At 69.5% G+C, this 18822-nt stretch carries 16 protein-coding genes; 12 read left to right on the top strand and 4 right to left on the bottom strand.

Going from position 1 to position 18822, the window contains the following annotated elements; genetic code table 11:
• Positions 1 to 9: 9 nt before the first annotated feature.
• From POL67_RS49595 to POL67_RS49580, 4 genes are all read left to right on the top strand, one after another.
• Positions 10 to 432, top strand: a complete 423-nt coding sequence (locus tag POL67_RS49595; protein ID WP_271929398.1) for an encapsulin-associated ferritin-like protein — start codon at positions 10 to 12, stop codon at positions 430 to 432.
• A 3-nt stretch (positions 433 to 435) separates the two neighbouring features.
• On the top strand, positions 436 to 1245 hold the full coding sequence (locus POL67_RS49590; protein ID WP_271929395.1) for a family 1 encapsulin nanocompartment shell protein: 810 nt from the start codon (positions 436 to 438) through the stop codon (positions 1243 to 1245).
• 77 nt (positions 1246 to 1322) lie between these two features.
• Positions 1323 to 1652 carry a hypothetical protein gene (locus POL67_RS49585; protein ID WP_271929394.1) on the top strand — a complete coding sequence of 110 codons (330 nt, stop codon included), beginning with the start codon at positions 1323 to 1325 and terminating at the stop codon, positions 1650 to 1652.
• A gap of 20 nt (positions 1653 to 1672) precedes the next feature.
• Complete coding sequence (locus POL67_RS49580; protein ID WP_271929393.1) at positions 1673 to 2329, top strand: hypothetical protein; 657 nt, start codon at positions 1673 to 1675, stop codon at positions 2327 to 2329.
• 37 nt (positions 2330 to 2366) lie between these two features.
• On the opposite strand, the gene ggt is transcribed toward POL67_RS49580, so the two are convergent.
• Positions 2367 to 4289 carry a gamma-glutamyltransferase gene (ggt, locus tag POL67_RS49575; protein WP_271929391.1) on the bottom strand — a complete coding sequence of 641 codons (1923 nt, stop codon included), beginning with the start codon at positions 4287 to 4289 and terminating at the stop codon, positions 2367 to 2369.
• A gap of 82 nt (positions 4290 to 4371) precedes the next feature.
• A complete protein-coding gene (lpxC, locus tag POL67_RS49570; RefSeq protein WP_271929387.1) occupies positions 4372 to 5205 on the bottom strand; it encodes a UDP-3-O-acyl-N-acetylglucosamine deacetylase in 834 nt (277 codons plus the stop codon).
• 146 nt (positions 5206 to 5351) lie between these two features.
• Between lpxC and POL67_RS49565 the strand changes: the two genes are divergently transcribed.
• The gene (locus tag POL67_RS49565; protein ID WP_271929385.1) at positions 5352 to 6302 is read left to right on the top strand and encodes a diacylglycerol/lipid kinase family protein; all 951 of its coding nucleotides are present in this window, start codon (positions 5352 to 5354) and stop codon (positions 6300 to 6302) included.
• Between the two features lie 63 nt (positions 6303 to 6365).
• Complete coding sequence (locus POL67_RS49560; protein ID WP_271929383.1) at positions 6366 to 7571, top strand: ketopantoate reductase family protein; 1206 nt, start codon at positions 6366 to 6368, stop codon at positions 7569 to 7571.
• Here POL67_RS49560 and POL67_RS49555 read toward each other — a convergent pair.
• Complete coding sequence (locus POL67_RS49555) at positions 7566 to 9164, bottom strand: DUF8614 domain-containing protein (protein ID WP_271929381.1); 1599 nt, start codon at positions 9162 to 9164, stop codon at positions 7566 to 7568. The genes POL67_RS49560 and POL67_RS49555 overlap by 6 nt on opposite strands.
• A 150-nt stretch (positions 9165 to 9314) precedes the next feature.
• Positions 9315 to 9446, bottom strand: a complete 132-nt coding sequence (locus POL67_RS49550) for a hypothetical protein (protein ID WP_271929379.1) — start codon at positions 9444 to 9446, stop codon at positions 9315 to 9317.
• A gap of 84 nt (positions 9447 to 9530) precedes the next feature.
• Between POL67_RS49550 and POL67_RS49545 the strand changes: the two genes are divergently transcribed.
• From POL67_RS49545 to POL67_RS49520, 6 genes are all read left to right on the top strand, one after another.
• On the top strand, positions 9531 to 11447 hold the full coding sequence (locus POL67_RS49545; protein WP_271929377.1) for a hypothetical protein: 1917 nt from the start codon (positions 9531 to 9533) through the stop codon (positions 11445 to 11447).
• Positions 11448 to 11488: 41 nt separating this feature from the next.
• Positions 11489 to 13228, top strand: a complete 1740-nt coding sequence (locus POL67_RS49540; protein ID WP_271929375.1) for a carbon starvation CstA family protein — start codon at positions 11489 to 11491, stop codon at positions 13226 to 13228.
• A 230-nt stretch (positions 13229 to 13458) separates the two neighbouring features.
• Positions 13459 to 15084 (top strand): AgmX/PglI C-terminal domain-containing protein, encoded by a 1626-nt coding sequence (locus POL67_RS49535; protein ID WP_271929374.1) that lies wholly within the window; start codon positions 13459 to 13461, stop codon positions 15082 to 15084.
• Between the two features lie 432 nt (positions 15085 to 15516).
• On the top strand, positions 15517 to 16764 hold the full coding sequence (locus tag POL67_RS54030; RefSeq protein ID WP_271929371.1) for an AgmX/PglI C-terminal domain-containing protein: 1248 nt from the start codon (positions 15517 to 15519) through the stop codon (positions 16762 to 16764).
• Positions 16765 to 16797: 33 nt separating this feature from the next.
• The gene (locus POL67_RS49525; protein WP_271929369.1) at positions 16798 to 17799 is read left to right on the top strand and encodes an asparaginase; all 1002 of its coding nucleotides are present in this window, start codon (positions 16798 to 16800) and stop codon (positions 17797 to 17799) included.
• Positions 17796 to 18749, top strand: coding sequence for a DMT family transporter (locus POL67_RS49520; RefSeq protein WP_271929367.1), 954 nt, complete (start codon positions 17796 to 17798; stop codon positions 18747 to 18749). The genes POL67_RS49525 and POL67_RS49520 overlap by 4 nt, the downstream gene beginning before the upstream one ends.
• The last annotated feature ends 73 nt before the right edge of the window (positions 18750 to 18822 follow it).

The raw sequence follows: 18822 nt of genomic DNA, 5'->3' as shown, positions 1-18822 counted from the left end.
CCGAAGGGCATGGGCAGCGAGACCTATCACGAGCCGTACGACGTCTTGTCCCCTGCGGCTCGGGACATGCACCGAGCGATCTGGTCCCTCATCGAGGAGCTCGAGGCCATCGATTGGTACGCGCAGCGCGCCGAGGTCACGAACGACGCGGAGCTCAAGGCCGTCCTCTTGCACAACCGTGCCGAGGAGATCGAGCACGCGATGATGAACCTCGAATGGATCCGCCGGCAGGATTCGTTATTTGACAAAAATATCCGCACCCATTTGCTGAAGGACGTCCCGATCACCGAGATCGAGGCGAGCGAGGAAAGAAAACAAGCGGGTGAAGCCGAGGGGGCGAGCGCGGGGGCGTCGTCATCGCCGCCGCATTCTCCGCCGCCGCGCACCGGTTCGGGTCGTGGGCTCGGCATTGCCAGCTTGAAGGGGAGGTGAATCGTGGCTCTGGACCTGCTTCGTCGTGACCTCGCTCCGATCCTGCCCGAGGCCTTCGCGCTCATCGACGCGGAGGCGCGGCGCGTGCTCCAGTTGAGCCTCGCGGCGCGCAAGCTCGTCGATTTCCGCGGGCCGTTCGGCTGGGGATACGCCTCCGTCAATACGGGCCGGCTCCGCCCGCTCGGCGAGGGCCCCGTGCCCGGCGTGTCCATCGGGCAACGCACATCGCAACCGCTCCTCGAATTGCGCACGCCCATCGCGCTCGACCTCGCGGACCTCGACGCGGCGGCGCGTGGCGCTGTCGACCTCGACATGTCCGCGGTGGTGCAGGCGGCCGAGCGGATCGCGCGGGTCGAGGACGGCGCCGTTTTTCATGGATATGCCGAGGGGGACATCCACGGCATCGTGCAGAAGAGCCCGCACGCGCCCGTACGTGTCCCGAATGTCACGGCATTCCCGGCTGCGGTCGTGCAGGCGCAAGAGGTCCTCCGGTCGGCCGGCGTCACGGGTCCTTATGTGCTCGTGGCCGGCTCGCGTGAATACGACGAGCTCGCGGCGGGCTCGGACGACGGGTATCCGATCTTGAAGCGCATCGAGCGACAGATCATCGATCACCCGGTCGTGTGGGCGCCTGCGCTCTCGGGCGCGGTGCTGCTCTCCGTGCGCGGCGGCGATTTCGAGCTCACGGTCGGGCAGGATCTCTCGATCGGATACGCGTACCACGAAAAACAGCGGGTCGAGCTCTTCCTGACCGAGTCGTTCACGTTCCGCGTGCTCGAACCGCAGGCGGCCGTGGTTCTCCGCCGCGGCTAGATCCCGCCGGCCCTTCCGTTCGCCCTCGCCCTCGTGTACGGTGCGCCGCCGCCCGAACGGCAGGACCACCGGCCCTCATGAAAAACCCCTCCTTGCGCGCCCTCGCCGCGCTCGTCCTCGTCTTGCCCATGCTCGCCTTCGGGTGCTCGAAGGAAGCGGTGGCCAAAAAGACGCTCGAAAAGTACGAGACGGTGTTCCGGGTCTGCAAGGAGGAGACGGAGAAGGCGAAGCTCTCGCCCGGGGAGCATCGATGCTCGCTCGTGGCGAGCATCGCCGTGGATCTCGGCCTCGAAGAATCGGAGCTCGAAGAGCCGAAGCGACGCGCGTTGCTCGCGGCCTGGCTCGAAAAAAAGGGCTTCGTGGCCCATTACGTGCCGCCGGAAAAGCGGCCTCAGGAAGAGCGCTGAAGGCGCGAGAAAGGTTTGTCATGTCCGAGGAAGGGATCGACGATCCGCGCAGCGTCCTGTCGCTCGCCGCGAACGAGCTCGGCGCGGGGCAATTCGAGGACGCGCTCGCGCGCGTGAAGGCGCTCCAGCCCTCGCTTGCAGGCACGCCCGACCTGCTCGCGCCCTCGCGCGCGCTCGAAGCGCGGGCACTGGCGAGCCTCGGGCGGGAGGAGGAGGCGCTCGCGGTGCTGGAGCAGGCGCAGAAGGACGCCGAGGCGGCGAATCTGCCCGCGCACGTCGAGGGCCTCGGGCGGCTGCGGGCCGGGCTCGCGCAGGCGTTCGAGATGGAGCGGCTCGCGGCGATGTCGGCGGAGGATCTGGAGCGACAAGCCGAGGATCCGGCCCAGCGTGCCGTGCTTTATTCGAACAAGATCGTCGCGGCGCTCGCCGTGGGCGACATCGAAGGGGCGCGCGAGCTTTTGCCGCGCGCCCGCGTGGCCGCCGAGCAGGCCGAGGATCCGGCCGCGCTCCTGCCCGTCCTGCTTGCGACGACGCAGCTCTGCGTGGCGACGGACGACGTGGCGACGGCGAAACGCGCGCTCGAAGCGGCCCGCAAGGTCGCCGAGACGCACGAGCCGGACGCGATCCCGCTGATCGACGAAATGGCGGGGTATCTCCTGCGCGATCCCGAGGCCTGAGGCGCCCGGGATCCCGCAGAACACCCGATTCTGCCCCTCACTTCGATTCCAGCACCATCGCGCTCCCGCCATTGCGGCGCACCGGCTCTGCGACGGCTGTCATCGTGCCATCCTCGTTCAAACGAATCGCCGTCGCCGCGCCGATGAGGCCCGCATCCGAAAACGCGTGGCCCTTGGCCTGGAGCGCCGTCGCATCGGGCGAGCTCATGAACAGCGGCTCGGCGCTGCTCGTGGCGTTCGGTGCATTTCGCTGCGACACACGCGGCGCGGCCAGCGCCTCATCGATCGGCATCTTGAAATCGAGGTGATTCACGAGGATCTGCATCACCGTCGTGATGATCGTCGCGCCGCCGGGCGAGCCAAGCGACAGCACGGGCACGCCGTTCGCCAGGACGATCGTCGGGCTCATGCTGCTGCGCGGCCGTTTGCCCGGTTCGAGCACGTTCGGGTGCGGCGTGTCCGGCGTGGCGGGGATGTTGAAATCGGTCAGCTCGTTGTTCAGCAAGAACCCGCGCCCCGGTACCACCATGCCATTGCCGCCCTCGTATTCGATGGTGCAGGTGTAGGAGACCAGGTTCCCGAACGAATCCGCCACCGTGATGTGCGTGGTCTCCGGATCGAGCTCGGCGGGCGACTCCCCCGCATGGAACCCGACGGGCGGCTTCGGCATCGCGCCGCTCGGATCCACCTGATGCGCGAACGGATTGCCCGCGGGCTTTGCCTCGATCGACGCCATCGTCGGGTCGATGAGGGGCCGCCGCTCGGCCGTGTACGCCGCCGAGAGCATTCCCTCCACGGGCACGTTCACGAACTCGGGATCCCCCATGAACGTGTTGCGATCCGCATACGCGAGCCGGGAGGCTTCGAGCCAGTGGTGCAAAAAGTCCGATTTGCTCATCGAGGCCGGATCGAATCCGTCGAGCAGGTTCAGCGTGATGCCCGTGGTGAGTCCCCCGCTCGAAGGCAAACCGACGCCGAGGATCGTGAGCCCGCGATAGGTCGTTTGCACGGCGGGGCGCACGCGCGCCTCGTAGGCCGAGAGGTCCGAGAGGGCCATGAAACCCGGGCGCGGCACGATCGTCGCGTCGGCCGTGAACGGCGGGCTCGTCACGGTCGCGACGATGTCCTTGCCGATGTCGCCATCATAAAAGACCGCCGGGCCGTTCTTCGCGATGAGCTCGTACGTCGCGGCGAGGTCCGGGTTCGTGAAGATCGAGCCGACGGGGAAGGGGTCGCCGGCCGCGTTCAGGAAGAGCGCGCGTGTGCTCTGGATCTGCCGGAATCGATCGAGGTTGCGCGTCGTCTGATCGAAGAACGTCGGGTCGACATCAAACCCCTTCTTCGCCACGAAAATGGCGAGCTTCAGCGCGTCGGTGAGCGACCGTTTTCCATAACGACGCAGCGCCTCGTCCCAGCCGCGCAGCGTGCCGGGCACGCCAACGGAGAGGCCGCTCGTGAGCAGATCGTTGAATGCAATGGGCGCGCCGTTCTGGTAATACGCCGTGTGCTTCATTCCCTGCGGCGTCGTCTCGCGGTGATCGATCACCACGGCTTGCTTCTTGTCGGCGAGCCATACGAGCATGAACCCACCGCCGCCGACGCCGCACGAGAACGGATCCGTCACGCCGAGCATGGCGGCCGCGGCGACGGCCGCGTCGATCGCATTGCCGCCGGCCTTCAGCGCCTCGATCGCGGCCCACGTCCCGCGGTGATCCACCGTCGCCGCGGCGCCGCCCTTCCCGGCGGCGGTTGGCACGAACATCGTGGGCGGCACCGGATCGGGCGGGGGCTCCGCGTCGGCCGGGCTATCGGTCCCCGCGTCCATCGGCTCGTGCCCCGCGTCGCCACCGGCGCCGCCGCCGCCCGCGTCCGGATTCGTGGTGGGAGGGGCCGGCTGTGAATCGAGCGAGCAGCCGAGGAGCGTGGCCACAAGGAGAAGAGCGAGATTCGTGTGACGCATGGCGTCGAGGAGAACACGGCCGCGAGCACGAATCCATCGGGAAAGGATGAATTCGCGGGGCCGCCCTGGACGCGAGGCTCGGTCACCCCCCTTCCGTGAGCCGCTGCGAAAGCCGCACGTGCAGCGCGTGTCCCGCCTTGAACGCGAGGTAATGCGCCCGCGGCAGCGGATCCACGAGCGCTAGATCGCCCATGAAGTCCAGGAGCTTATGGCGCGCGGGCTCGTCCGGGAAGCGCAGCGGCCCGTTCAGCCATTTCGTTCCATCACAAACGATCGCCGCGTCGAGGCTCCCGCCCGCGAGCAGCCCCCGCGCTTGCATCGCCTCCACGTCCGCGAGGACGCCGAACGTTCGCGCCGGCGCCACCTCCGCGAGGAATCGCTCGGGCGAGGCCAGGAGCGAGGCCCATTGCTCGCCGATCGGCGCCGCGTCGAACACGATTCCACAGGAAAACCTCAATTCCGGCGCGGGGAGCGCCGCGACGAACGCGCCGCCGTTCGAAGGCACCCAGATCGGCGCTTCGAGCACCGTTTCGAGCCGCGGCGCGTACGCCGCCGAGAGCCCCACCCGCGCGATCGCTTCGGCCCACGGCAGCGCCGAGCCGTCGAGGATCGGCACCTCGGGCCCCGTGATCTCGATGCGCGCGTCGTCCACGCCCATCCTCGCGAGCGCTGCCAGCAAATGCTCCGGCGTCCGCACGGACGCCCCTTCATTCGCGAGCGTGGTCGATCGTGTCGTATCGGTGACGAACGCCGCGCGGGCCCGGATCACGGGCTCGCCCGGCAGATCCATCCGCACGAAGAAGCGCCCGTCGCCCGCCCCGACGGGGCGGATTCGCACCTCGACGGGTTTTCCCGTGTGCAGGCCCCGCCCCGTGAACTGCACGTCGTCGGCTAGTGTTTTTCGCGGGTCGACCATTGTTCGTTCGGCGGGCTCGTGTCTTCGGCTCGTCCTTCGCCACCGGGCGGCAGGCGCGAAAAACATTTCGCGGCGCGCATGAGAGTGGAGAACGAGGCCGGTTCGATCTTGTGGCGCGCGGTCATGTCATGGCAAGGGTTAGGTCGATGAAGCCGCTTCTCATCGTGAACCCCCAGTCGGCGGGAGGAAAGACGGGCGCGCTCTTCGAGAAGATGCGCGGGCCGGTCGAGCGTCACCTCGGGCACGTCGACGTCGTGTTCACCGAGCGCGCCCGGCACGCGGTCGACATCGCGCGCGAGGCGGCGAACGAGGGGCGGGGGATGGTGATCTCGGTCGGCGGCGACGGCTCGATCCACGAGGTCGTCTGCGGGCTCATGGAGGCGCGCGACGCCGGCAAGAAGCTCCCCAAGTTCGGCATCATCGGCGCCGGCACCGGCGGCGACTACCGGCGCACGCTCGGCTTCGAGAACCGCCTCGACCGTTATTGCGAGGCCATCGCCGAGGGCAAGACGCGCGCGGTGGACATCGGCCGATTCTCGTACGCGACGCATACGGGCGAGCGGAAAAGTTCTTACTTCGTGAACATCCTCTCCGTCGGCATGAGCGGCCTCGTCGATCAGCTCGTGGCCGAGTCGACGCGCACGCTCGGCGGCACGATGGCGTATTTCACGTCCTCGGTGAAAGGCCTCGCGCGGAGCGTCGTCGGCCGCGTCAAATGCACGATATGGCGGGAGGACAGCTCCCGCGAAGAGACGATCGAGACACGCTGCTTCGCGATCTGCAACGGCCGGTACTTCGGCAGCGGCATGCAGGTCGCGCCGATGGCGCACCCCGACGACGGGCTCTTCGACGTCGTCGACCTCGGCGCCGCCTCGCGCCTGCGGTTTTTTATGGTGTCCTCGCGCATGTACACCGGCACGCACGTGCACTCGCTCGACGTGAAGCACTACCGCTGCGAGCGCATCCAATTGGAACTTTTGAACGAGGACGTCGCGGATCGTTTCCTTCTCGACGTCGATGGCGAGCCGCTCGGCCGCTTGCCGCTGGAGGTCGAGATGGTGCCTGGCGCCATCGAGGTCCTCGTCCCGAAACAATAATGCGTTGCGGCATTGCGGAATTGGCTCGCGCGGTCCCGCAATCGATGTAGAATCGAAAGTCCCATGAGCCAAGACGGCGTCTCGAGCGGCGCGCGATCCTCCGGACCGCGCTTTCTTGTCGTTGGATGCGGCGGAATTGGTGGTCTCGTGGCCGCGCACCTGTTCGCAGGTGGGCACGACGTCACGGCGCTGACCACGAATGCACGGATCGCAGACGCGATCAATACGAAGGGCCTGCGCGTCCTCGGTGAAAACAGCCCCGGCGTCGTGCGCGGGCGGGCGGTCACCGAGCTCGGGCCGGGCACCGAGCCGTTTGATTACATCCTGCTCGCCACGCAGCCGCCGCAGGTGGAAGAGGCCGCGCGCGGCGTGCTGCAGCACCTCGCGGAGACGGGCGCGATGGTGACGTTCCAGAACGGCCTTTGCGAGCCGCGGCTCGCGCGGATCGCGGGCCCGGAGCGCGTGCTCGGCGGCGTCGTCGCGTGGGGCGCGTCCATGCCCGAGCCCGGCGTGTACGAACGCACGTCGCCCGGGGGATTTGTGCTCGGCCGCATGGATGGGCAGCCGGACGACCGGCTCTTCCCGCTGGCAAAGGCGCTCGGATCGATCGGCGAGACGATCCTCACGGACAACCTGGCCGGGGCGCGCTGGTCGAAGCTCGCGATCAATTGCTCGATCTCCTCGCTCGGCGCGCTCGGCGGCGACCGGCTCGGCGTGCTTTTGCGCCATCGCTTCATTCGTCGCCTCACGCTGGAGATCATGACCGAGGTCGTGCTCGTGGCGCGCGCCTCGGGCGTGAAGCTGCAAAAGGTCTCGGGCACGCTCGATCTCGACTGGATCGCGCTCTCCGACGCCGACCGTGTGGCCGTCGCGTCGCCCTCGCTCTTCGCCAAGCACGCCATTTTGCTCGCGGTCGGTACGCGCTTCCGCAAGATGCGCTCGTCGATGCTCGCCGCGATGGAGCGCGGCCGCCCGCCCGCCGTGGATTTCTTGAACGGCGAAATCACGAGCCGTGGCCTCTCGCTCGGCATCGCGACACCCATCAATGCAGCCATCCAGGCCGAGGTGCACGCGCTCGCCGCGAGCCGGACGCCGCCCTCGCTCGCGGTTTGCCGCGCGCTTTACGAGCGCACGCGTTCGCTCGTGAATGCGCCGTTCTCCATCCCGCCGCCCCCCGCGGAGGCGGATCCGGCCGCGCTCGACCCGGAAATCCCGCCTCCGCCGCGCAAGGCAACGCCCCGCGCCTCGTCCTCTTCGCTCGAACTATGACGTGACGCCGAGCAGCCGCTCGGCCGCCGGATAGATCGGACGGATGTCCACGGGGATATCGCCGAGCTTGCCGAGCGCGCGCGCGAGCGGCTCGCTCATCACGCCGTATTTCGACAACATGGCCCGCGCGCCTTCCTTGTCGCCGTGGGCTTGCACGAGGAGGATTTCGCGCAGCAGCTCCCGGATCGCGCCGGGCACCTTTTCGTGATCGATCGAAAAGAGCCCGCTCGTGGTGTCCTCGCGGATCACGCCTTTCTCCATCAGCCAGTGAAGCTGCAGCGCCGTTCCTTTGCCGTGCGCCTCCTCGATACCGAAGCGGGTCGCGCGGAACATACCGGCGAGGAACGTCGAGAAGAGCGCGGAGCGCCCCTCGGCCGGCAGCACGCCGCGATCCATCAAAAAGAGGAGGTTGTAGATCCCCATCACGTCCGCCTTCGCCTCCTCGAACGGCGAATGCAGCTCCTCCAGCCGGAGCCGCACCTCGGTCGAGGCGCCGTCCACGACGATCCGGCCGGGACCGAGCCCGTGCGAGAGCTCGTGCAAGAGCGTGTGATGGAAGAATGCATCGGCCGAGAGACGCGAAAGCTCCTCGGGCGCGAGGACACGCGCTGCGATGGGCTTCAAGATCCCCTCGAATTTCGCCTTCATCACGTTGCGGAGCAGGACGTTTTTGCTCCCTTTCGCCTCGCGGACGCGCTCGTCGTTCGGCAGGTTGAACGCGAGCGTTTGCACGCCGGCCCTCGTGTCGCCGGCCGAATAGACGAGGTCGGCCACGCGGATCGGCGAATCGGTGCCGCGGTTCGGATTCTTGTGCTCGTCCGGGATCGGCAGGTTCTGCTCCATCGCGGGCAGCTCCGACTTCAATCGCGCGAGCGTGCCGCTCGCCGAGGGGTCGATCACGGTCACGAACGAGGTGAACGCGGCCTTGTACCCGAAGAGCCGGTCCTCGTAGGTCTCGTACGGGCCGATCGTGACCTCCACACGGCTCTCCATGTCCATCCAGGCGAGGTCACTCTCATAATACTCGTCCGCCCCGAGCGCCTTCACCACGGCGCCGAGGTACCGCGCGAGCCCGCCGTCCTTCGTCGCCGCCGCGGCCTTTTCGAGCTCCGCGACGAGGGGCTCGAGGAACGACCGGAACGCCGTCGAATACGGAATCGTGACGAGCCCATGTTCTCCGCGCCGAACGAGCGTGTAGAGGCTCCGCAGCGCGTCCGCCTCGGCCGGATGCGCGGCGATCCACGCCTCGAACTCGTCCTTCGTCATGTCGACCGGGTAATACCCTGCGCCGGGCGGCCTCGGCATGTCGCCCACGAACGGCTCCTGATCGAGCCGATCCCAGGGCCCGGCCGATAGATCGAAATACGCGAGCGCGTCCTTTGCGAGCGGCGACGTCTCGCGGGCCAGCGCCGCGCGCATCTCCGGCGCATCCGCGAACGATTGCCGCAGGAAAATCGCGTCGATCGGCAGGGACGCGCGGACGAGGTGCAGGAGGACCTCGCGCTCGTCCGGCGTGAGCACGTCGAGGTCGGCGTCGATGGGCGTGGGCACGAAGCGCGCGAGGCGCGCCGAGACGTCGGGCAGAATGTGCATGGCTCCGGCGGTGTAGCCGAATCCCGCGACGGGTGCTCATCCCCCATCGAACCCCGACATCGTCGTCGCCCCAGGCCGATGCGCCGCCGCGCCGCGCTCGATTCAGCGCGTCAAAATGGGCGACGGCGCGGCGCATGCAGCCATGGGTCCCTAGCGCGACGGCGGCGGGTTTTGCCGTGCCGCGCAGCCGCAGCCCGGATCGGCCGCGGGGGGCGGCGCCCGGTGCGAGCAGCCGGCGAGGAGGGCCGAGAGCGCGACGAGAGCGACGAGGAAGTGACGCATGGATGCATCGTTTCCGAGCCGGTGCGGCAGGTCAAGCGCCCGCGCTTTTCTCGGGGTGCGCTTCGGCGATAGCCTGCGCTTCGCATGGGACGAAACCTTGGGCCCCGCATCCGCCGCGTGGTCCTCTCCAAGGAGGGCCTCGCCCACGTCGAGCGGCGCGGCAGTGCAGACGGCAGCTTCGAACTGCCCTTTGGCCGCGCCGAGCTCGGCGAGGTGCTCCGGTCGCTCGTCGTCTGGGTCGAGCGTGGCGAGGGTCGAACGACCGCGCTCGCCTTCGACGCGCCCGAAGACCCGGACGCCGTGCTTGCCGAAAAGAAGCTTCGCTTCGAACCGGGCACGACGCTGCGCGGCATCGTGCACGCCGCGCGAGGTCGGCGCGTGCGGGTCGCGGGCAGCGACGGGCCGATCGAGGGCGAGGTGCTCGGCTTCGAGGAGACGACGGGCGGGCAAGGCCCACGCAGGTGGCTGCTCCTGCGCACGGGCGCGGGGCAGATCGAGGTCGTCGACATGGCGTCCGTGCGCCAGATCGAGCTCGCGGATCCCGCGCTGCAAGGCAGCCTCGACGTACTCGTGAACCGCGGTCGCACGTCCGCGGGCGGAGACGGTCGCGCCGTGCGTGTGGTCCTCGCGGGCCGCGTGGAGGACGTGCGTGTGCTCTACGTCGTGCCCGCGGCGCCGTTCCAGCTCTCGTATCGGCTCGCGCTCGCGGGCGCGGAGGCGCGGCTCTTCGCGTTCGCGCTCGTGCAGAACCCGCTCGAAGAAGACCTCGAAGACGTGGAGCTCGTGCTCTCGTCCGCGCAAGCCGCCGCGGCGTCGAGCGACTCGTACGGGCGTGGCGATCGGCAACGCGACGACGAGACCGAGAACGCCACGAAGCTCGAGCGCACGCGCAGGGCGCACGGCCAGCCGGCCACGATTCGCGCCGCCGCGCCGCTCGGCACCCTCGTCGCGCTCGCTGGACGCGCGCCGGAGCGCATCGACGAAGCCGACACGATGGACACCGAGCAGGCCGCGGCCGAGCTCGCCGCCGCGGCCGCCGCCGAGCCGAGGGAGTGGGTCGCCGAGGGCCCCGTCTCCATCCCGCGCCGCGGCGCCGCGATGGTCCCCGTGCTCGCCGCGAGCGTGCGCGTGCGCAAGGAGCGCATCTTCCGCGAGGGCGCAGGGCCGAGCCCCGACCTCGTCCTCTGCTTCGACAACGACACCGGCGTGCGCCTCGAAGAGGGCCGATGCGCGGTCTACGACGAGGGCCGCTACGTCGGCGAGTCCGCGCTCGGCGCTGCGGCGCGCGGCGCGCCCGTGCGCGTCTCGTTCACGAAAGACCCCGGCGTTCGTTGCCACCGCACGAGCCGCAAGGACACGACCTTCGCGGGCCTCGTCTTCGAGGCGGGCGGCCTCATCGAGCAGCGGCGCGTCGAGGAGCGCCACGTGTTCTGCGTGCGCAGCGATCACCCGACCGTCGTGGACGTCGTGGTCGAAGTCCCGCGCAAAGACGGCCGCACGCTTGCCGGCGAGGGCATCATGCCGATCGTGGAGACGCCGCGCGCCACGCGCTTCCGCGTCGAGGTCGCGCCGCGCGGCGAGGCGAAGATCGAGGTGCGCGAGGCGTGGACCGAGACGACACGCCTCGCCTACGAGTCGATCGAGCCCGGGCAGATCGAGACCTGGCGTGCGTCCGGGCGGGTCGACGCCGCGCAGATCGACGTGCTCTCCGAGCTTTCCCGCAATGTCGAGGAAGCGCGACAGTTCGAGTCCGAGCGGGTGCGGCTCGATCGCGACCTCGTCGACATCTTCACCCGGCACGGAAAGATCGCCGAACAGCTCGCCGTGTTGCGTGACGCGGGCCCGGAGGGGGCGCTGCGGGCGCGGTACGTCAGCGAGCTCGACGCCATGCAGCAACGCATCAACCCGATGGAAGCGGAGATGCGGCGGCTCCGGGACGAGGCCGATACGCGCCGCCGTGCCGCGGAGCGAGCGCTCGCGAGCCTCGCGCGAAGCTCGTAACGCGCGCATCGACCTGCGCGGCGTGGCCTTATACTCGCCGCGTGCTGCCCCTGCTCGCGCTCGGCGTCATCGTCGTCCTCACCGTCGGCTACTTCTCCTACGGCCGCCTCATCGCGAGGAACTACACGCTCGACGACGCCTCCGAGACGCCGGCGGTGCGGCGCGCGGACGGCGAGGACTTCGTGCCGACGAAGCCCTTCTACCTGCTCGGACAGCACTTCAGCGCCATCGCCGCGGCCGGCCCCATCGCGGGCCCGATCCTCGCCGCGCAGATGTTCGGCTGGGTGCCGTGCGTGCTCTGGATTGGCTTCGGCGTGATCTTCATCGGCGCCGTACACGACTTCTCCGCGCTCGTGGCGAGCGTGCGCCACGACGGCGAAAGCGTGGCCGAGATCGTCCGGCGGCAGCTCGGCCGCCGCGCGTGGCTGCTCATCCTCACGTTCATCTGGCTCGCGCTCATCTATGTGATCGTCGCCTTCGCCGACATCACGGCGAGCACGTTCGTGGGCAAGACCGAGGAGTTCGAGGGCGGCACCTTCAGCTTCAACCCGGGCGGCGCCGTCGCCGCGGCGAGCACGATGTACCTCGGCCTCTCCATCGTGATGGGCCTCGTCGACCGGCGCTGGAAACCCCCGCTCTGGCTCACCACGCTCATCTTCGTGCCCGCGACGCTCGGCGTCGTCTGGCTCGGGACGAAGGTCTCCACCTCGTTCGTGCTCCCCTTCGAGAACCCGCAGCGCGCGTGGGGCCTCGGCATCCTCGTCTACTGCTTCATCGCCTCGCTCCTGCCCGTGTGGCTGCTCCTGCAACCGCGGGGCTACCTCGGCGGATTCGTCCTCTACCTCGCGCTCGCCGCCGGCATGATCGGCCTCTTCTTCGGCGGCCTGCGGTATCCCGGCGAGTTCGACATCCGCATGCCGGCGTTCAAGACCTTCGACGCCGGCGGCCCCTTCGGCGGGCTCTTCCCGTTCCTCTTCGTGACCATCGCGTGTGGCGCCTGCTCGGGCTTTCACGGCCTCGTCTGCTCGGGCACGACCTCGAAGCAGATCGCCAAGGAGTCGCACACGCACCCCGTCGGCTACGGCGCGATGCTGCTCGAAGCCTTCGTCGCCATCATCGCGCTGACCACGGTCATCACCCTCGCGCCGGAAGGAAAGCTCCCGGGCCCCGGCAAGATCTACGGCGACGGCGTCGGCCGCTTCATGACCGTGATCCTCGGCAAGGAGCACTTCCTCTTCGCCGCCACGTTCGGCGCGATGGCCTTCTCCACCTTCGTCTTCGACACGCTCGACGTCTCCACGCGCCTCGGCCGTTACGTCCTCGAGGAGCTCTTCGGCTGGAGCAAGAAGCGCAAGGCCGGCGCGATCGCCGCGGCGCTCACCTTGCTCCCGCCCGCGTACTTCGTCGCCACGGCGCGCCCGCCCGCGCCCGGCGTGCGCCCCGCCTACCTCGATTTCTGGACGCTCTTCGGCACGAGCAACCAGCTCCTCGCCGCGCTCACGCTCCTCGCGATCACCGTGTGGCTCCACCGCGAGAAGCGCCGCATCTGGTACACGGCCGTGCCCATGGTCTTCGTCATGACCGTGACCTTGTGGGCGCTCATCGCCCAGATCCGCCACGCCTTCGGAGCCATCCGCGAAGGTGGCTTTTCGTTGAATACGGCGACCATGAACGGCGTCGTCGGCGTCCTGCTCGTTGGCCTCGCGATCGCGCTCCTCATCGAGTCGTCCCGGGCGCTCCTCGGCCGGACGCCCGCGCCGGCCGAGACCCGCGCCGGCTGAGCCGCCGCGCCTCGAATTCCCTGCGATCCTCGTTGTTTCGGGTCCATGTCGCTTTTCTGGAACCCGCCCCGGATCTGGCTGTCGTTAGGTACGTGGACGCGATGCTGAACGCCGGATGAGACGCGAGGGCGCCCTGGAGAGGGCGTCCGACGAGTCGCCCGCGTAGCAGAGCTTCACGAAACACGAGAGCGATCCCCGCCGCGCGCGGAGGAAATCAGGAGAGGTTTGTCATGGATCATCGCAACGAGAAGAAGCCGGCACTCGACTCGAACAACCCGTTCGTCGCCAAGGCGCCCGTGGATCTTTTCGGCGCGACCCCGGCGCGCCCCTTCGATCCCCGCGCTCTCTTCGCCGACAAGGCGAGCGAGCCCGAGACCGTGGCTGCCGACGCGCCCGAGGGTTCGTACACGTACGCGCTCGTCAAGAGCGGCCCCGAGGTCCCGGCCGAAGAGTGCGAGCGCGCGGACGAGGCGGTCGAGATCATGATCCTGTGGGGCGACTCGGTCCTCCACGTCGCGCACCTCTCGCCGGTTCGTCCGTTCCACGTCGGCGAGGAGAGCGCGGACTTCGTGATCCCCGCCGGCACGCTCGGCGCCTCGCGGCTCCCGGTCGTGCTCGTGGGTGCGGATGGCAAGGCGCGCGTCGTGGTGCCCGCGACGGCGAAGGCGACGATCGAGACCGAGGGCCGGCGTGCTCCGGTCGACGCGACGAACGCGATGCCGTGTGCGGAGCTCGCGGGCAGCGTCGAGATCGCGCTCTCGTTCGGCGCGCGGGTGAAGGTGGAGATCGGCGGGCTCGTGATCCAGGTCGCGAGCGTGAAGGCGGGCCGCAAGGTCAAGGGCGGCGCGGTGGCGATGCAGGGCAAGGGTCTTTCCTGGCACGGCGTCTCCCTCGCGGTGCACGCGGGTTTGCTCGCGGCGGCTGCGTTCTTCCTCCCGCCCCTCGGCGTGACGGACGAGGACGCGATCTCGGACGAGGACAAGTACTTCATTCAGCACGCGCTCGACGTGAGCGCGGAGCGTGAGGAGGAGAAGAAGGAGACGCCCGAGCTCGCCGAGACGAACGAGAAGGCCCCCGGTGGCAGCTCCGGCGCGCGTGCGCAGGACAGCGAGGGCAAGATGGGCAGCACGACGAGCAACAAGAGCGACGGTCGGTTCGCGCTCGCCGGGGACAAGAACAACACGGACCCGCAGATCGCGCGGCAGGCCGCGGTCGACGAGGCGCGCAACTTCGGCATGATCGGGCTGCTCAACGTGATGAACGGCGGCGACCCGAACGCCGTCACGGCGAAGTGGGGTGGCGACACCTCGTTCGGCAGCGACGATCGGAGCGCCCTCGGCAACATGTGGGGTTCGTCGATCGACGAGGCCGCGGGTTCGGGTGGTCTTGGCGTGTCGGGCCACGAGGAGGGTGGTGGTGGCAAGGGTGAAGGCATCGGCATCGATCGCATCGGGACCTACGGCGTGAACCTCGGCGGCCCCGGCGGCTTCAACCGCCAGCTCAAGCCGAAGGAGCACAAGACGAGCGCGCCGATCATGCGTCCGCAGGGCGTCACGACGACCGGTCGTCTCCCGGCCGAGATCATCCAGCGGACCGTGCGGCAGAACTTCGGTCGCTTCCGGTTCTGCTACGAGCAGGGCCTGCGGACGAACCCGAACCTCCAGGGCCGCGTGGCCGTGCGGTTCGTGATCGGTCGCGACGGCAGCGTCTCGCAGGTGTCGAACGGCGGGTCGGATCTGCCCGACCAGAACGCGGTCTCCTGCGTGGTCCGCTCGTTCTACGGGATGAGCTTCCCGGCTCCCGAGGACGGCATCGTCACCGTGACGTACCCGATCCTCTTCCAGCCCGGCAGCTGAAGGCTGATTCCGCGAACCAACGCCCCTCTCTGACCGCCGGGGCCACCTTCCACCCGTGGAAGGTGGCCTCGGCGGTCTCCTTTTGTCGTCCTCCACCTGTGGGAGGTGGCCTCGGCGATCTCGTTCGTCGGTTGTGACGTGTGTGCGTCGGCGACGCCGACCTGCCTTGGGCACCTGGCACGCGTGGCAGGTGGCCGCGGCGACCTCCTTACGTCGACGGACACGTGTGTAGGCCGCGCATCCCGACCTCCTCGGGGGACGGCCACGTGTGTCACGTCGTCGCGGCAGGTCTCGTTCGCCGGCTGTGACGTGTGTGCGTCGCCGATCGAGGACGCGTACGTCGCCTCTGCGGCACGTGAGCATCTCTTTCTGAGATGCCCGGCCTCATGTACTCTCGATGAGGGTCTCGGCTGGAACGATCGGGAGGGTGACGTGGTCTCTGTCTCCGTGGCCTCCGATCCGCCTCTTCGGGATGCAAGGGTGAGCGCCGCGGCGCGCGCCGTCGACGTCGTCGTGCGGTGGGGGAGCGACTGCGTGCTCGCCGCCGTGGAGCTCTCCCCGCCGCGCCCGTTGTTCGTGGGCGAGGAAGAGGGCTGCGACGTCGTGTTGCCCGCCGAGATCGTGGGCGCTTCCCGCGTGCCCGTGCTGCTCGCGCGGTGGGACGGCGACGTGCGCGCCGTCGTGCCGAAGGGCGCGCGTGTCGTGTTCGACGGCGAGGGCAAGCCGATGACCCCCGCCCGCGCCGTCGCGCGTGGCCTCGCGGATCCCTCGCGTGTCTACCGCGACGCCGCCGAAGTTCCGCTCGGGCCTGGCAGGACGATCGCCGTGCGCCTCGGGCCTTTCACGATCGAGATCACCGGCAGCGAGGCTGCGCCCCGCGCGCCCCGCGCGCCCGTGCTCTCGCGTCGCCTCGGGCTCTCGCACCTCGCTTCGGTGCTGCTCCATCTGCTCGTCTTCGTGGCCGTGGCCTCGCGGTTCCAGCCCATCGTCGACGACGACTTCGATGGCATCACGGACGATGAGAAGTACTTCATCCAGCAGATGCTCCGCCGCGCCGACGAGAAGGAGATGGAGGGGCTTTACGCCGAAGAGATCGCAGGTTTCGAGAGCAGGGCGCGGCGCCGGCAACGACGCGACCGCGCGGAGATGGACCTCGAAGCGGCGTGGATGCGTTCGCTTCAGGCGGCGGGCGAGCGCTGGAGCGCGGAAGAGTTCGCTCGTGCGCGCGAAGGCGAGCCCGCAGATGCCCGCGACACCGGCCTGATCGGGCTGCTCTACGAGCGGCCCCCGCAGCCAGCCCCGACGGTGGCCCCGGTCGCCTACGACGACCGCTCCTCGTCCAAGGCGACGCAAACGCAAGCGCGCGGGGGCGCCATGGCTCTGAGCGGCCGGCTGCCTCCGGAGGTCGTGCGGCGGATCATCCGGCAGAACTTCGGGCGCTTCCGGCTCTGTTACGAGAACGGCCTGCGGAACAACCCGAACCTCCAGGGGCGCGTCTCGGTGCGGTTCGTGATCGGGGCCGACGGCGCGGTGTCGAACGTCGGCAACGGCGGATCGGACATGCCCGACGGCGGCGTGGTCGCGTGCATCGTGCGCGCCTTCAACGGCCTGAGCTTTCCGCAGCCGGAAGGCGGAATCGTGACGGTGGTCTACCCCCTCATGTTCTCGCCGGGCGGATGAGCCAAACGCCGAACGTTTGCTAGGCTCGCGCCCGTGCGGCTCTTGCTGATCCACACGGGGGGGACGCTCATGATGCGCGGCGGCGATCCGACGCCGCTCGAACCCGACGTGTACACACGCGACCTCGTCGCGGAGCTGCCCGTCCTTCGCAAGCTCGCCGAGATCGAGACGAAGATCCTCTACAACCTCGACTCGGCCGACTTCCAACCTCACCACTGGGTCGAGCTCGCAAAGGCCGTGCACGCCTCGCTCGATCGGTACGACGGCTTCGTCATCGTGCACGGCACGGACACGATGGCCTATACCGCGAGCGCGCTCGCGTTTCTCTTGCCCGGCCTCGATCGTCCCGTGATCCTCACGGGCGCGCAGAAGCCGCTCGCGGACGTGCGCACCGACGCGCGAACGAACCTCGTCGACGCCTGCCATCTGGCGACGACGCGGGTCCCCGAGGTGGGCATCGCGTTCCACTCGGAGCTGCTCCGCGGCTGCCGCGCGACGAAGCTCGACGCGTGGGGGATGAAGGCCTTCGGCTCACCCGCGTGCCCGCCGCTCGCGGAGCTCGGCCTCGGCGTGAACCTCGCGCCGCATGTGCTCGCGCCGCGGCCGAGGTCGTCGTTCGACGGCCGGCTCGAACCACACGTGCTCGCGGTGCGTACGTTCCCGGGGCTCGATCCGCGGCTCCTGCACGGCGCGCTCGCGGCGGGCGTGCGCGGCATGGTGATCGAGGCGTTCGGCGCGGGGAACGTGCCGCGGCTGGAGAACTCGCTCGTGCCCGTGCTCGAAGCGGCGCGCGCGGCGGACGTGCCCGTGGTGATCGTCAGCCAGTCGACGCGCGGCGCCGTGGATCTTGCGCGGTATCACGGCGGCGTCGCGGCCGCGCGGGCGGAGGCGATCGGCGCCGGGGACATGACGACGGAGGCCGCGCTGACGAAGCTCATGATCGTGCTCGGTCGCGCGGAGGCCGCGAACGAGGGCCGCACCTCGGCGGCGCGCGCGGCGTTCGCCGCGTCGTGGGCGGGCGAAATCAGCCTGTGAACGGAGCGAACCCGGCACCCGCGGGGCGTGGTCGCGCGGCCCTGTTCGTCACGCTCGCGGGGCTCTCCTTCGCCGTGAGCGCGCCGATGGCGGTGGTGGCGAAGCCCGCGCATCCGCTGTTCATCGCGTTCGGGCGGGTCTTCCTCGCGTCGCTTTTGCTCTTCGCGTTCGATCCGGCGGGCGTCGTGCGCCACGCGCGCGCGCTGCCTTCCTCGGTGCGCCTTCGGATCCTCGGGTGCGGGGCGATGCTCGGCGCGCACTTCGCGCTGTTCCAGGTCGGCCTCTTCGCGACGTCGCTGCCTGCGGCGGTCTCGCTCATCTCGCTCGAACCGCTCAGCGTGGTCGTCTTTGCGTTCCTCGTGCACGGCGTGCGGCCGACGCGCCGCGAGCAGGTCGGCGTGCTCCTCGCGACGGTGGGCGCGGTGGTGATCGGGCGCGCGGCGGGCACGGGTGAGCACAAGCTGGCGGGCGATCTCTTCGTGCTCGGCGCGGTCTCCTTGTACGGGCTTTACGTGGCGGCGGCGCGCTCGATCAAGGATGCGTTGCCGGCGCGGCACGCGGGCTCGTTGATCTATGGCGTCGCCGCGCTCGTGGTCTTCGTGGTCTTGCCGCCGCTCGGCGCGCTCGACGGCGTGACGAGCTTGCCCGCGAAGTCGTTCGTGGCCCTGGCGGTGATCGCCGTCGTCCCGACGATCCTCGGCCACACCTCGGTGCAGGCCGCGGCGCGCACGCTGCCGCCTGCGATCGTGGCGCTCGTGTCGCCCGGCGAGACGCTCGGCGGTCTCGTGATCGGCGCGGCGTTCCTCGGCGCCAAACCTACGGGGATGGAGCTCCTCGGCGCGGGGATCATCCTCGCGGGCGTGCTCGTTGCGATCCTCGGACCCGAGCCCCGGACGGACGCGCCGCGCGCCTTGGAAGACCCGGACGCACGCAAGGCGCCCGGGGCGTGATCGAGGCGGATTTCCTGCTGGATCCAGCACATCCGCGCGCTTGACGCAGGCCTCTTCGAGGGGACGCTCGCGT

It is taken from the genome of Polyangium mundeleinium (assembly GCF_028369105.1).
GTDB classification, from domain to species: Bacteria; Myxococcota_A; Polyangia; order Polyangiales; family Polyangiaceae; genus Polyangium; species Polyangium mundeleinium.
The sequence above is the reverse complement of the archived record's forward strand: the minus strand, read 5'-3'. Positions and strand labels throughout refer to the sequence as shown.

Coding starts and splice junctions, on each gene's coding strand:
- ggt (WP_271929391.1), bottom strand. CDS start 4,289: ATGCGTCACACGAATCTCGCTCTTCTCCTTGTGGCCACGCTCCTCGGC.
- POL67_RS49595 (WP_271929398.1), top strand. CDS start 10: ATGGGCAGCGAGACCTATCACGAGCCGTACGACGTCTTGTCCCCTGCG.
- POL67_RS49550 (WP_271929379.1), bottom strand. CDS start 9,446: ATGCGTCACTTCCTCGTCGCTCTCGTCGCGCTCTCGGCCCTCCTCGCC.
- POL67_RS49560 (WP_271929383.1), top strand. CDS start 6,366: ATGAGCCAAGACGGCGTCTCGAGCGGCGCGCGATCCTCCGGACCGCGC.
- POL67_RS49565 (WP_271929385.1), top strand. CDS start 5,352: ATGAAGCCGCTTCTCATCGTGAACCCCCAGTCGGCGGGAGGAAAGACG.
- POL67_RS49535 (WP_271929374.1), top strand. CDS start 13,459: ATGGATCATCGCAACGAGAAGAAGCCGGCACTCGACTCGAACAACCCG.
- POL67_RS49580 (WP_271929393.1), top strand. CDS start 1,673: ATGTCCGAGGAAGGGATCGACGATCCGCGCAGCGTCCTGTCGCTCGCC.
- POL67_RS49545 (WP_271929377.1), top strand. CDS start 9,531: ATGGGACGAAACCTTGGGCCCCGCATCCGCCGCGTGGTCCTCTCCAAG.
- POL67_RS49585 (WP_271929394.1), top strand. CDS start 1,323: ATGAAAAACCCCTCCTTGCGCGCCCTCGCCGCGCTCGTCCTCGTCTTG.
- POL67_RS49555 (WP_271929381.1), bottom strand. CDS start 9,164: ATGCACATTCTGCCCGACGTCTCGGCGCGCCTCGCGCGCTTCGTGCCC.
- lpxC (WP_271929387.1), bottom strand. CDS start 5,205: ATGGTCGACCCGCGAAAAACACTAGCCGACGACGTGCAGTTCACGGGG.